We start from the raw sequence: 11,849 nt of genomic DNA on the forward strand, positions 1-11,849 counted from the left end.
CAAGGCCGGAGCGCTTCAGCTTTTCATGGAAACGCAGAACCGCTCCAACCTTTAATTTCTGACGCAATCCGAAAGGAATACGCGTCGTACTTTTCCTGGAATTACTCTGGCCGCCTATGAAGGAGTGAGGACATGGCTGCTAAAGAAATCAAATTCAGCACCGAAGCCCGCGAGAAGATGCTGCGTGGCGTCGACATCCTGGCCAACGCCGTGAAGGCGACCCTCGGCCCGAAAGGCCGCAACGTCGTGATCGAACGATCTTTCGGCGCCCCGCGCATCACCAAGGACGGCGTTTCCGTCGCCAAGGAAATCGAACTCGAAGACAAGTTCGAGAACATGGGCGCCCAGATGGTCCGCGAAGTCGCCTCGAAGACCAGCGACATCGCCGGCGACGGCACCACGACGGCAACGGTACTGGCCCAGGCGATCGTCAAGGAGGGCGCCAAGGCGGTTACCTCAGGCATGAACCCGATGGACCTGAAACGCGGCATCGATCTTGCGGTCGGCGCCATCGTTGCGGAACTGAAGGCCAATGCCCGAAAGATCTCCAACAATTCCGAAATCGCCCAGGTCGGCACGATCTCCGCCAATGGCGATGCCGAAATCGGCCGCTTTTTGGCGGAAGCCATGGAAAGGGTCGGCAATGATGGCGTCATCACCGTTGAAGAAGCCAAGACCGCCGAAACCGAACTCGAAGTCGTCGAAGGCATGCAGTTCGACCGCGGCTATCTCAGCCCCTACTTCGTCACCAATGCCGACAAGATGCGGGTCGAGTTTGAAGACCCTTATATCCTCATCCATGAGAAGAAGCTCTCGAACCTGCAGTCGATGCTGCCGGTTCTCGAAGCTGTCGTCCAATCCAGCAAGCCGCTGCTCATCATCGCTGAAGACGTCGAAGGCGAAGCCCTGGCAACGCTCGTCGTCAACAAGCTGCGCGGCGGCCTGAAGATCGCCGCCGTCAAGGCTCCTGGCTTCGGTGACCGCCGCAAGGCCATGCTCGAAGACATCGCCATCCTGACCGCCGGCACCGTCATCTCCGAAGATCTCGGCATCAAGCTCGAATCCGTCACGCTCGATATGCTCGGCCGGGCCAAGAAGGTTTCGATTGAAAAGGAAAACACCACGATCGTCGATGGGTCAGGCGCCAAGTCCGACATCGAAGGCCGCGTTGCCCAGATCAAGGCCCAGATCGAAGAAACCACGTCGGACTATGACCGCGAGAAGCTGCAGGAACGTCTTGCCAAGCTCGCCGGCGGCGTTGCCGTCATCCGTGTCGGCGGCTCGACGGAAGTCGAAGTGAAGGAAAAGAAGGACCGCGTCGACGACGCGCTTCATGCAACCCGCGCTGCCGTTCAGGAAGGCATTCTGCCTGGTGGCGGCGTGGCGCTGCTGCGCGCCGTCAAGGCGCTCGACAATGTCAAAACCGCCAATGGCGACCAGCGCGTCGGCGTCGACATCGTTCGCCGCGCGGTCGAGGCACCGGCTCGCCAGATCGCCGAAAACGCCGGAGCGGAAGGCTCGGTCATCGTCGGTAAGCTGCGCGAGAAAAGCGAGTTCTCCTACGGCTGGAACGCTCAGACGGGCGAATATGGCGACCTCTATGCGCAGGGCGTCATCGATCCGGCCAAGGTGGTTCGCACCGCGCTGCAGGATGCGGCCTCCATCGCCGGTCTTCTCGTCACGACGGAAGCTATGATCGCCGAGAAACCCAAGAAGGACGCGCCACCGCCAATGCCCGCCGGCCCCGGTATGGACTTCTAAGGCGCTTGCCGGCCCGCCGGCCTCGCTGGGCGGGCCTTATCTGAGGGAATAGAGATGGTTCAAACGATCAAAACCCGATCGCAGGCACCGCTGGACTCCCGCGATCTCGAAATCTGCCAGCGGGTCTTCGACAAGATCAGATCCGAGTACCAGGTGGAAAAGGACAGCGACGAAGCCGAACGAACGGCGAGCATAATCATCGAGCTTTACCGGCAGGGCGTGCGTGACCCCGATCACCTGCAGTCGATGGTCGAGGCGGCCCGCGGCCTCTTCGAAACGAGCGAACGGTAGGAAATGCCGCGCCTGCGCGTAGTAAGCCGCGCCGAACAGAGATGTGATGGTGTTAGCGCGGATGCCCTCCGGAGGATTTACCCCGAAGAACGGTCATCTGCTCCTGCTGCACTTCATTTTCATCGTTCAAAATGGCTCGCCAAAGCCTGTTGCCGAGGCGAAGCGACACCCGTTTCGTCCCCTCGTGTTCAGCCGTGCCGATTTCCACGGAGCTGACGACGGAGCCATGGCGAATGTGGCGGCGAAGATCGGCGAGCGACAGCCCAAACCGCTGCGCCAGTTCGGATGATTCCAGGATGAAATCACCATTTGAATCGCGCTCGATCAGCACCGACTTTTTCTCCAGCTTCGTCCCACGCCGACCGCTCAGGCCACCGCCGGAATTGCATTGTCTTCCTTTGGCAGCAGCCGCGCTACTGCGCTCAGCAGATCCGTTTGCGATATCAGGCCGAGGATGCGAAAATCGTCGTCGACGATGATGACGGCATGCGTGCGGCCGTCCGTCAGAACGGGCAATAGCGACAGAGCGGCATCGGAAGGTCTGGCCACCGCCGGCCTCGAGATCGCATGCGCGATGGTCTCGGTGCTCATCGACAATTCCCGCAAGCCGACAGCGCCGACGAGGCGGCCTTCGGGGTCCTTAACCGGCAGCGTGCGGATATTATGCTTCAAGAGCAGATGCCGTGCGGCATCCGGTTCCGAAGCTTCGCCAATGGCGATCACGTCACGCGACATGATATCGGCACAGCTGATCTTGTCGGTTGAGCGGATCGCCGCTTGCAACTCAACCTGCTGCAGCAGCCGGCCGAGGTCTGCCCGGTCGATATCGAAGGTTTCGTCAAGCGCTTCGAGGGCCGCGTCGACATCCTCCTCGCGAAAACCCACCCGCACCGCCGATGGCAGGTCGATCGTCTGATGGGTGTTCTCCACGGGTTTCGGAACGACGTGCGGATAATTCCGCTTGGAAAGCTTGTGGAACAGCAGGCCAAGGCCGACGAGAATGCAGGAGTTCAAGGCGACGGGCACGAAGGGAAAGAGAAATCCCCAACCGGCAACGACAGGGCCGCCGAGCACGGCGGTCAGTGCGGCGGCTCCTCCTGGCGGATGAAGGCACCGCGTGAAGGACATCGCGCCGATGGCAAGCGAAACGCCGACACCGGTCGCGATGATCGGATCACGAATGAAATAGGCGGCAATGATCCCCATCAGAGCGGAAATCGTATTGCCGCCGATGATCGACCATGGCTGCGCCAGCGGGCTTGCAGGCACCGCGAAAAGAAGCACTGCGGACGCCCCCATCGGCGCGACAATCAAGGGAAGATGCGGCCCCTGCCCGAACAGATAGCCGCTGATGACGCCGGTGAAACCAATGGCCAGCAAAGCGCCGAGACATGCAATCAATCGCTCTCGTAGAGTCGCTCCCGCCAATATGGGTGAGAACAAACGGAAGCGGCGGAGGCGGCTCGATCCCACCTTCGGGGAAACGGGATACTGCATGACAAGACCAATTTTAAGCGAGGATTATCTGGCGGCGAAGGAGAGGGGCGTGCGAACTAGTTTGTTGTCAGCCTGACATCTCTGCCCTTTGTCGCGCTGAGAACTTCGTGGAACGCGTTGAACGCGCTGGGGCGATCATTCTTGCGATAGACGAGCAGCGTCTCGACAGCACCGAGCTGATGGGTCTGGACCGGTGTCGGCCAGTGCATGAGGTCAAGGACCGATCGGGGCATGACACCCGCCGTGTTCCCGGTCGCAACGCTCGCCAGGATCGCGTGGTAGGAACCGAGTTCGCTCGTCGGCAGCGCGCTCGATTTACGCGCCCAGTTTTCAGCGATCCTGCGATAGGTGCAGCCAGGCTCCAAAGCGGCGAGCGACCCGACACGCAGGTCGGCGGCGGATTTGATGGAGGGATGCCCGGATGGCAACACGATCAACAGGTCTTCGACGAAGGTCAGCTCCATTTCGAGCGCCTTGAGTTCGGCATCGAAGCTCGAGTCTTCCTCGCGCATCGTCTTCGGCAGGCGGGCAATCAGCGCACAATCCAGCGCATCAGAGAGAACATCGCGGGTCAGATCGCGGGACGCCCCCATCGTCAGCTGAAGCGACACATCGGGCCACATCTGATTGAATTGCATCAGCGCCGCCGGCAGCCTGCTTGCCGCCGTGCTCTCCATAGTGCCGACCCGCAACGTCCCCGATGGGGCGAGAGGCCGCACGGCCTGGCGCGCTTCGAGCGCAAGCGCCATAAGCCGGTTGGCATAGGCGAAAAACGTCTCCCCCTCCCGCGTCAACGTCATCTTCTTGCCATCACGGCTGAAGAGGGAAACGCCGAGGTCCTCCTCCAGTTGCTGGATGCGCGTCGTCACATTCGATGGCACCCGCCCTACGGCCTTGGCAGCCTTCGTCACGCTGCGGTCGCTGACAACGGCGAGGAATATCTCGATCGATGAAAGGTCCAATGAAAAGATCTCGTTTCCGGAATTAAGACGACAGATAATTCTCTATATAAAAATCATTGCTCCAGCTCAAGCCGGTTTCGGCATTGGACGAGAAACATGAGCCCAAGCAGACGAGCGATTGCCGAAAAAAGGGTCGCGACGCCGAGGAAATAGCCATGCAAGCCGCGACATTGCCTCTATCGGACGACGTTTTGAGGGTTTGAGGCTGGCATAAGGTTTGCATGCATAGGGCTATCTGCGGATCGATCGGCGACGTCCTATGTTGCAACTTGTCTTGACCTGTCTTCTTCTGAGCGTCGCTTCAGGCTTGAGCATGCGTCGTTTTTTAATGCCGTATTTCCCAGGCGGCGATCTCGCCCAGAAATCCGCCCCCGTGACCATCGTCGCCAACGCCGTCTTTCTGGCAGCAATCGCTTTCACCGTCTCCGATCAGGAGCTTTGGGCAAAATCCGTCATCCTGATGCTCGGCCTTGCGCTGGCGGCGATGTTCGACGATGCGAGACCCAGGCTGACAATCGCCCTCTCCGCCGTCAGTTTGGCGGCCTATCTCGGGCTACGTGCGATCACCTGAGGCATCCCGCTTTCACGGGATAATGCAGTCCTGTTGGCGGTACCGAAGCCCTTATCGAGACGCTGCATCCAGAGACGAAAGTCATTCGTCAGCAGCACCACATCGTACAGCCATTCCGTGCGCAAAAGCTCCCAACGACTTGCTTCCGCATTCTCGAGCAAGGCGTGAACTCTTTGCCGCAGTTTTTCGAAAGCTCATCACGAGGGAAGGGCGTGGGGCAGCGCGTTGCGGGATGAAGTCGGTTTTCCATAAAGCTCGCTCCTCGACAATCGGGCGATCTTGATAATATCGTATTACGACATATTATCAAGATAACCTGAGTGAGAGCGTCACGGCTTGGCGCAGAGAGAGCAATATTCCTGGATTTCCGCCACGGCGGCTGAAGCCCTCCCTCTGGCGAGAGAGATTTCAGGCCACGCGAAAAACAATCTCTATTGAAGAATAGTACCGCACTGTTATTCTCTAACGTTGAACACGGATTGAGGGGCAACGAACAGAAAAGAAACGCTCCATGAGTGACGATGCCATGAAAAACAATGCCGATGGCTTTTCCTCACCGGCCTGCTTCATGCATGAGGTTGATCCGGCTTACATGGGGCTCGAACCGGAGCCCGAAGTCGTCCGGGAGTGGCGGAAGGAACAACGCCGTCGCCTGATAGACTGCCGGACGCTGCTCGGCGCGAATGAGCGCGAGCAACGAACATCTCTTATCCGTCATCATCTGGATCGGCTGCTGCCGAAGATCGCCGGCCGCAGTGTAAGCCTCTACTGGCCGTTTCTGGGCGAGCCGGACCTCCGCGGCTGGATGCAGTCTGCGGCAGCTTGCGGCGCCACTTGCCTGTTGCCGGTGGTGACGGAAAAAAGGAAGCCCCTCAGCTTCCGCTCGTGGTGCGTCGGCGAAGAACTGACACGGGGCATCCTGAACATCCCGGTTCCGCTTCAAGGCGAAGAGCGCCGGCCCGATATCGTCATCGCCCCGGTCGTCGGATTCGATGCGCAATGTTACCGGCTCGGTTTCGGAGGCGGTTATTTCGATCGAACGCTGGCCGCTCTCCATCCCCGGCCTTTCGCGATCGGCGTTGGTTTCGACTTCCAGGAGATCGAGACCATCCGTCCTCAGGACCATGACATCCCGATGGATGCGATCGTAACCGACGGCGAAATCCGCTTTCGCAAAGGCAACGGCTCCGTTGCCGCGCGGATGTTCCAGGGTTAGCCGATGATGAGGAGATGAGCGATGATCATGGACGGGAAACCGGCACGAAAGATCTGGTCGCAGTGGTATGCGTGGCATCCTGTCTTGCCGATCGATGACTCGGTGTTCTGGCTCGAGACAGTGTATCGGCGGGAAAGCCCGGAGGGTTTCTGGCAATACCGCTCGTTCCGGCCCGAACTCGAACGCCAGCAGGCTCTGACCTGCCTCCGCGTCTGTCCCGGCGCCTAATCCACGCGAAGGCCGGTTTGCGTCGGGCGCCCGTGCGGGTTTGCGTCAACCGAGTGCCTGGCTGACGAGTGCATAGGTCTTCGGCTCGGGCGCAGTTGCGCGTCCGGCAACCGGAAGCCAAGCGCCACCGAGCGACATGGTCGTCACGATATCGTAGACAGGAAGACCGCAGCGGGAGAGGAAATCGGAAAAGGCTCCGCCCTGCTCGCGTGTGTCGAGGCGCAGGAACGCCCCTGCGTGCTCGGCCGCATGCGGGCGGACGACGGCGATCGCGTCGGCGTCACTGCGCGCCACAACAGGACCGATGACATGGCCACGCCCGAACCGCCGGCAAAGCGAGAAGGCCTCGATCCGGCCGGCGCGGCTCAACACGATGCCCTTGGAATTCGCCATGAGCCGGGCCAGCAGCAGTTTGCGATCCGTACCGAAGGCCACACAATCCAATTCGGCGATCGCTTCCAGATCGCCCGCCTCCACTGCCCGTATTGCGGCACCGGACGGCAGCTCTACATCCGGCGGCGCCATCGCTTCGCCTTGGCATTGAAAGACCAGCGCCTCCCGAACAAAGTTCAAGGACCGATAAAGACGGCGCGCTGCGCGCGTCGCATTCAGCCCGAGGTTCCGCCCGGCGACCTGAGTAAGCGCGTGTCCCATCAGCCATTGCCCGGCGCCATTGGTTTGAAGACGCGGCGAGGTGATGACCATACCGACCGTGGCAAATTGCGCGTCATAGGGAAACCACATGGCAGAGCCCAGGATACGGCCGATTTCATCGATCGCCACGATGCCCTGGCCGAACTCCCGCAGGAACTGCCAGTCTTCGCCGCGATGCGGCCAGGCGACGGTCATCGAAAGTGCGTGCAACTGGTCGAGAGCAACGCTGTCGATCCCGGCGATATGCGTCTCGAAACTATCGACGAACCTGGATTCGGATATCAGTTCACTCACTCCCGCCCTCCTGCCGCATTGGCCAAGTCTGCGCCCGGAAACTTCTCCGCCCAGACTAGAACAGATCGTTCGATACAATTCACTGGTGAAGCCTGCGCAAACACAACAATCGACCAAATCCCGATGCGCTTTCGGCAAGTAACGCCTGCGTCTCCCTCTAGACTCATTGACAGATCCAGCGGCCGGAGTCGCTGTTCACTGTGAGAGCCCGGAAATGTCACCCCCCTCAGTCCAGTTGCAAACACCTCTAACATCTCGCTGGGCCGAATTGTCGTTTCCGCCGGCGGTATGGCCGCCGTCTCGGCAAGCAGCATGTTTGTGAGGTCGCCGGTGCAAGCCATTGAAATTCTCGAAAGGCTCGTCGGCTTCCCCTCCGTCGTCGGCACGCCGAACGGCGAGATCGTGGCGTGGATCCGGCACTACCTGCAAAGCCACGGCGCCGTCGTCACCGAGCTTCCCGGCCCGGAGGGCGACCGGTCGAACCTCTTCGCCACGATCGGCCCGAAGGAAACGCCGGGCTATATTCTCTCCGGCCATATGGACGTGGTTCCCGCCGCTGGAGGCGGCTGGACCAGCGATCCGTTCCGATTGCGGGCTGAAGCAGACATCCTCTACGGTCGCGGCGCTACCGACATGAAAGGCTTCCTTGCCGCGGCTCTCGCAGCCGTTCCGGCGCTGGTGGCCTCACCGCTTCGCCAGCCCGTCCACCTTGCCTTTTCCTATGACGAGGAGGCCGGCTGCCGCGGCGTGCCGCACATGATCGCGCGCCTGCCGGAGCTCTGTGCAACCCCGCTTGGCGCGATCATCGGCGAGCCGAGCGGCATGCGGGCAATCCGCGCCCACAAGGGCAAGGCCGCCGCCCGACTGACGGTCAGGGGCCGGTCCGGCCATTCCTCGCGTCCGGACCAGGGACTGAACGCAATCCATGCCATCACCGATATTCTGGCTTGCGCTCGCGCCGAAGCCGAACGGCTCACGCGCGGCCCGTATGAGCCTGTCTTCGAACCGCCCTACTCCTCGCTTCAGGTCGGCACGCTGAAGGGCGGCCAGGCGGTCAACATCATTCCCGACAGCTGCGAGGCCGAGTTCGAAGCGCGGGCTATTTCCGGCGTCGATCCGATCACGTTGCTGGCGCCACTGCGAGCATCGGCCGAGGGGCTATCGCAGTTTGGCTTCCAGATAGACTGGCGCGAACTCAGCGCCTATCCGGCGCTTTCGCTTGCCGCCGATGCGCCGCTTGCGGTCCTGCTTAGCGAACTGACCGGCATCGAGCCGCTCGCCGCCGTCAGCTACGGCACCGAGGCCGGACTTTTCCAGCGCGCCGGCATCGATGCGATCATCTGCGGACCGGGCGACATCGGCCGCGCCCACAAGCCGGACGAATTCATCCTCACCGGCGAACTGCTCGCCTGCCAGGCGATGGTCGAGGCGCTTGGCCGCCGCTGCGCCTGATGACATCGGATCAAGGAGCCGACGCCATGACCTTCCTCTTCAATTCCGATGCGAAGCGCGGCGCCATATTCGCCGAAGCCTTCGCGCGCGAACTGCCCGACATTGCCTTCTCCATGGATCCCAAGTCGGTCAAACCCGACGCCGTACGCTTCCTCATCACCTGGACCGTACCGGAGGATCTCGCCCGCTATCGCAATCTCGAAATCCTGTTTTCGATCGGCGCCGGCATCGACCAGTTCCATATCGATGCGGTGCCGGCGTCGGTGAAGGTGGTGCGCATGGTCGAAGACGGCATCGTCAGGATGATGCAGGAATATGTGACGCTGGCGGTGCTTGCGCTCCATCGCGACTTGCCGGCCTATCTCGACCAGCAGCGGCGCCGGACCTGGCAGACGATCGCTTCCAGGCAGGCCTCGGAACGCCGCATCGGCGTGCTTGGCCTCGGCATGCTTGGCAGCGCCGTGCTCGAACGGTTGCAGCCCTTCGGCTTTCCGCTTTCGGGATGGAGCCGCAGCCCCCGCGAGATCGACGGCATCCGATGCCTGAGCGGCCGCGACGGCCTCGATATTCTGCTTGCAACCACCGACATTCTCGTCTGCCTGCTGCCGCTGACGGTTGAGACGCGGGGCTTCCTGAATGCCGAACTCTTCGCCGGACTGCCGGCCGGCGCCGCACTCGTCCATGTCGGCCGCGGCCCTCAGCTCGACCATCAGGCGCTCATTGACGCGCTCGATGCTGAGCATCTCTCCGGCGCCGTCGTCGACGTCACCGATCCGGAACCGCTTCCCGCGGATCACGCCTTCTGGAACCATCCGAAGATCCTGCTGACGCCGCACATTGCGAGCGTCACCCAGCCTGAAACCGCGGCAGTGGCCGTCATCGGCAACATCAAACGGCACCAAGCGGGCCTCGATCCGATCGGCCTGGTCGATCGCAACCGCGGCTACTGAGTTCTCAACCTAGGAAAGCAAAATCATGTTCCTCCTCAAGACGATCGACACCGACCCATCCTTCGCGCCGCGCGAATCCGGCCCCCTCCCCGAACGGTTGATCTCGGGCAGTCCTGCCTTCAAGACCTGGGCGCAGGACGCTGCCCGCGGCGAGACCGTTCATAGCGGCGTCTGGGAAGCGACACCCGGCGAGACGCGCTCGATCAAGGGCGAGACCTTCGAGTTCTGCCATATCCTTTCCGGCCTGGTCGAACTCACTCCGGAAGGCGGTGAACCGGTGGTCTACAAGGCCGGCGACAGCTTCGTCATGAAGCCGGGCTTCGTTGGCGTCTGGAAGACGATCGAGACGGTGCGCAAGATCTACGTCACCGTGTCGTGATGCCGACGCCGTAGATTTGACTGCCGCAGCGACGAAAACGCAATTTTTCGCCGCTGCGGCATCCCCGGTCGACGCATGCTGCTCGCCTTCGCCAGTTAGGCTTGTCTCAGCCCACCCCGAGGACATGCGATGACACTCAGCTTCGATCCGAACACGATTTCCCTGCCCGTCGGACATTTCATCGGCGGCCGGCTGGTTCCGGCCGAAGCCGTCATCGACATGCATCGTCCATCCGACGGCAAGGCCTATGCCGGCTGCCCGCTGGCCGACGAGGCCCTTGTCGATCAGGCTGTCGAAACCGCCAGGACCGCATTGAAGACGAGCAATTGGGGTGGCATACGGCCACGCGAGCGCACCGTGGCGCTGCAGCGCTGGGCGGACTTGATCGAAGCCGAGGCGGAGACCCTCGCCAGGCTCGAAGCGCTTTCCTCGACGCGGCCAGTCGGCCATCTCGTCGCCGGCGATATCGCCGTCACCGCCGAACAGATCCGTTTCTTTGCTGAATTCGCCGACAAGGAAGGCGGCGACCTCGTCCCGACTGACAATGCGAATTTCGGCATGATCATGACGGAACCCTATGGCGTCGTCGGCGCCATCACGCCCTGGAATTATCCCGTGTCCATGGCCGGCTGGAAGCTCGGCCCGGCGCTGGCGGCAGGCAATGCGGTGGTGTTGAAGCCATCGGAAATGACGCCGTTTTCCACACTCTATCTCGCCGAACTTTCGGTGCGGGCCGGCCTGCCGGCCGGTCTCGTCAACATCGTGCTCGGCGACGGCCCGACCACCGGAAATGCGATCACCGGACATCCAGGCATCTCCAAGGTCAGTTTCACCGGTTCGACCGCGGCCGGCGCGGCGATCATGACCAACATCGCCCGCACCGGCGTCAAGCCGATGACGCTCGAACTCGGCGGCAAGAGCCCGCAACTGGTTTTCGCCGATGCCGATCTCGAGCTTGCGGCGGGCGCAATCGCCGGCAGCATTCTCTCCAACGCCGGTCAGGCCTGCGTTTGCGGATCCCGCCTCATCGTCGAGGCGAAGGTGGCGGACGCGCTGGCAGCTGCGCTTATCGAGAGGCTGGCGGCCATCCGCCCCGGCCCCACCTGGGACGAGGCGACCGATTATTCGCCGGTCATCTCCGAACGACAGATCGCCCGCATGGACGGCATCATCCGTGCCGCTATCGACGACGGCGCCGAATGCCTCACCGGTGGCCGCCGGCTCGACCGCGAAGGTTATTTCTACGCACCGACCCTGATTTCGGGCGTGACGGCAACATCGCCGGCGGTTCTTGAGGAAATTTTTGGACCGGTGCTGACCATTCAGACCTTCGAGGACGAGGAGGAAGCGCTGGGGCTCGCCGACCATCCGGCCTATGGGCTCGCCGCCGGCCTCTTCACCCGCGATCTCTCGCGTGCCATCCGCGTGACCCGCCGCCTGCAGGCCGGCACCGTCTGGGTCAACCGCTACGGCCGTTCACGCGACCATATCCTGCCGACCGGCGGCTACAAGCAGTCCGGCATCGGCAAGGATCTCGGCCGCGACGCCTATCTCGCCAACCGCAAGAGCAAGAGTGTGCTCATCAGCCTGTGAG

The 11,849-nt window shown here is 61.9% G+C and carries 13 protein-coding genes; 9 read left to right on the forward strand and 4 right to left on the reverse strand.

What is annotated here, in order from left to right; genetic code table 11:
• The first annotated feature begins 132 nt into the window (after positions 1 to 132).
• Positions 133 to 1,761, forward strand: a complete 1,629-nt coding sequence (groL, locus tag ACM5SV_RS01245; protein WP_003562877.1) for a chaperonin GroEL — start codon at positions 133 to 135, stop codon at positions 1,759 to 1,761.
• A 54-nt stretch (positions 1,762 to 1,815) separates the two neighbouring features.
• Positions 1,816 to 2,052: a hypothetical protein gene (locus ACM5SV_RS01250; protein ID WP_003562879.1), complete on the forward strand. Its 237-nt coding sequence runs from the start codon at positions 1,816 to 1,818 to the stop codon at positions 2,050 to 2,052.
• Between the two features lie 52 nt (positions 2,053 to 2,104).
• Here ACM5SV_RS01250 and ACM5SV_RS01255 read toward each other — a convergent pair whose 3' ends face one another.
• The 3 genes from ACM5SV_RS01255 to ACM5SV_RS01265 are packed head-to-tail and all read right to left on the reverse strand — an operon-like array spanning position 2,105 to position 4,511.
• Positions 2,105 to 2,383: a DUF6522 family protein gene (locus ACM5SV_RS01255; RefSeq protein WP_017996380.1), complete on the reverse strand. Its 279-nt coding sequence runs from the start codon at positions 2,381 to 2,383 to the stop codon at positions 2,105 to 2,107.
• A 35-nt stretch (positions 2,384 to 2,418) separates the two neighbouring features.
• Positions 2,419 to 3,549, reverse strand: a complete 1,131-nt coding sequence (locus ACM5SV_RS01260; protein WP_041935730.1) for an HPP family protein — start codon at positions 3,547 to 3,549, stop codon at positions 2,419 to 2,421.
• A gap of 56 nt (positions 3,550 to 3,605) precedes the next feature.
• Positions 3,606 to 4,511 carry a LysR family transcriptional regulator gene (locus ACM5SV_RS01265; RefSeq protein ID WP_003562882.1) on the reverse strand — a complete coding sequence of 302 codons (906 nt, stop codon included), beginning with the start codon at positions 4,509 to 4,511 and terminating at the stop codon, positions 3,606 to 3,608.
• Positions 4,512 to 4,770: 259 nt separating this feature from the next.
• On the opposite strand from ACM5SV_RS01265, the gene ACM5SV_RS01270 reads away from it, so the two are divergent.
• The 3 genes from ACM5SV_RS01270 (at position 4,771) to ACM5SV_RS01280 (ending at position 6,526) form a co-directional block, all read left to right on the forward strand.
• The gene (locus tag ACM5SV_RS01270; RefSeq protein ID WP_017996382.1) at positions 4,771 to 5,082 is read left to right on the forward strand and encodes a hypothetical protein; all 312 of its coding nucleotides are present in this window, start codon (positions 4,771 to 4,773) and stop codon (positions 5,080 to 5,082) included.
• A gap of 511 nt (positions 5,083 to 5,593) precedes the next feature.
• A complete protein-coding gene (locus ACM5SV_RS01275; protein WP_041935729.1) occupies positions 5,594 to 6,298 on the forward strand; it encodes a 5-formyltetrahydrofolate cyclo-ligase in 705 nt (234 codons plus the stop codon).
• Between the two features lie 21 nt (positions 6,299 to 6,319).
• Positions 6,320 to 6,526 (forward strand): hypothetical protein, encoded by a 207-nt coding sequence (locus ACM5SV_RS01280; protein ID WP_419424919.1) that lies wholly within the window; start codon positions 6,320 to 6,322, stop codon positions 6,524 to 6,526.
• Between the two features lie 45 nt (positions 6,527 to 6,571).
• Here the strand turns inward: ACM5SV_RS01280 and ACM5SV_RS01285 are convergent, their stop codons facing one another.
• A complete protein-coding gene (locus tag ACM5SV_RS01285) occupies positions 6,572 to 7,474 on the reverse strand; it encodes a GNAT family N-acetyltransferase (protein ID WP_419424920.1) in 903 nt (300 codons plus the stop codon).
• Positions 7,475 to 7,804: 330 nt separating this feature from the next.
• Between ACM5SV_RS01285 and argE the strand changes: the two genes are divergently transcribed.
• The 4 genes from argE to ACM5SV_RS01305 all read left to right on the forward strand — a co-directional run bounded on the left by argE (position 7,805) and on the right by ACM5SV_RS01305 (position 11,848).
• Entirely contained in the window at positions 7,805 to 8,926 is a 1,122-nt protein-coding gene (gene argE, locus ACM5SV_RS01290; protein WP_419424921.1) for an acetylornithine deacetylase, read from the forward strand.
• A gap of 26 nt (positions 8,927 to 8,952) precedes the next feature.
• On the forward strand, positions 8,953 to 9,876 hold the full coding sequence (locus ACM5SV_RS01295; protein WP_221995410.1) for a 2-hydroxyacid dehydrogenase: 924 nt from the start codon (positions 8,953 to 8,955) through the stop codon (positions 9,874 to 9,876).
• A 25-nt stretch (positions 9,877 to 9,901) separates the two neighbouring features.
• Positions 9,902 to 10,255 (forward strand): cupin domain-containing protein, encoded by a 354-nt coding sequence (locus ACM5SV_RS01300; protein ID WP_003562889.1) that lies wholly within the window; start codon positions 9,902 to 9,904, stop codon positions 10,253 to 10,255.
• 129 nt (positions 10,256 to 10,384) lie between these two features.
• Positions 10,385 to 11,848, forward strand: a complete 1,464-nt coding sequence (locus ACM5SV_RS01305) for an aldehyde dehydrogenase family protein (RefSeq protein WP_419424922.1) — start codon at positions 10,385 to 10,387, stop codon at positions 11,846 to 11,848.
• Position 11,849 lies beyond the last annotated feature (1 nt).

Origin of the sequence: Rhizobium sp. CRRU65, assembly GCF_048551595.1 — a bacterium.
GTDB lineage: Bacteria > Pseudomonadota > Alphaproteobacteria > Rhizobiales > Rhizobiaceae > Rhizobium > Rhizobium leguminosarum_J.

Coding starts and splice junctions, on each gene's coding strand:
- ACM5SV_RS01305 (WP_419424922.1), top strand. CDS start 10,385: ATGACACTCAGCTTCGATCCGAACACGATTTCCCTGCCCGTCGGACAT.
- ACM5SV_RS01275 (WP_041935729.1), top strand. CDS start 5,594: ATGAGTGACGATGCCATGAAAAACAATGCCGATGGCTTTTCCTCACCG.
- ACM5SV_RS01300 (WP_003562889.1), top strand. CDS start 9,902: ATGTTCCTCCTCAAGACGATCGACACCGACCCATCCTTCGCGCCGCGC.
- ACM5SV_RS01250 (WP_003562879.1), top strand. CDS start 1,816: ATGGTTCAAACGATCAAAACCCGATCGCAGGCACCGCTGGACTCCCGC.
- ACM5SV_RS01280 (WP_419424919.1), top strand. CDS start 6,320: ATGATCATGGACGGGAAACCGGCACGAAAGATCTGGTCGCAGTGGTAT.
- ACM5SV_RS01260 (WP_041935730.1), bottom strand. CDS start 3,549: ATGCAGTATCCCGTTTCCCCGAAGGTGGGATCGAGCCGCCTCCGCCGC.
- ACM5SV_RS01295 (WP_221995410.1), top strand. CDS start 8,953: ATGACCTTCCTCTTCAATTCCGATGCGAAGCGCGGCGCCATATTCGCC.
- ACM5SV_RS01270 (WP_017996382.1), top strand. CDS start 4,771: ATGTTGCAACTTGTCTTGACCTGTCTTCTTCTGAGCGTCGCTTCAGGC.
- groL (WP_003562877.1), top strand. CDS start 133: ATGGCTGCTAAAGAAATCAAATTCAGCACCGAAGCCCGCGAGAAGATG.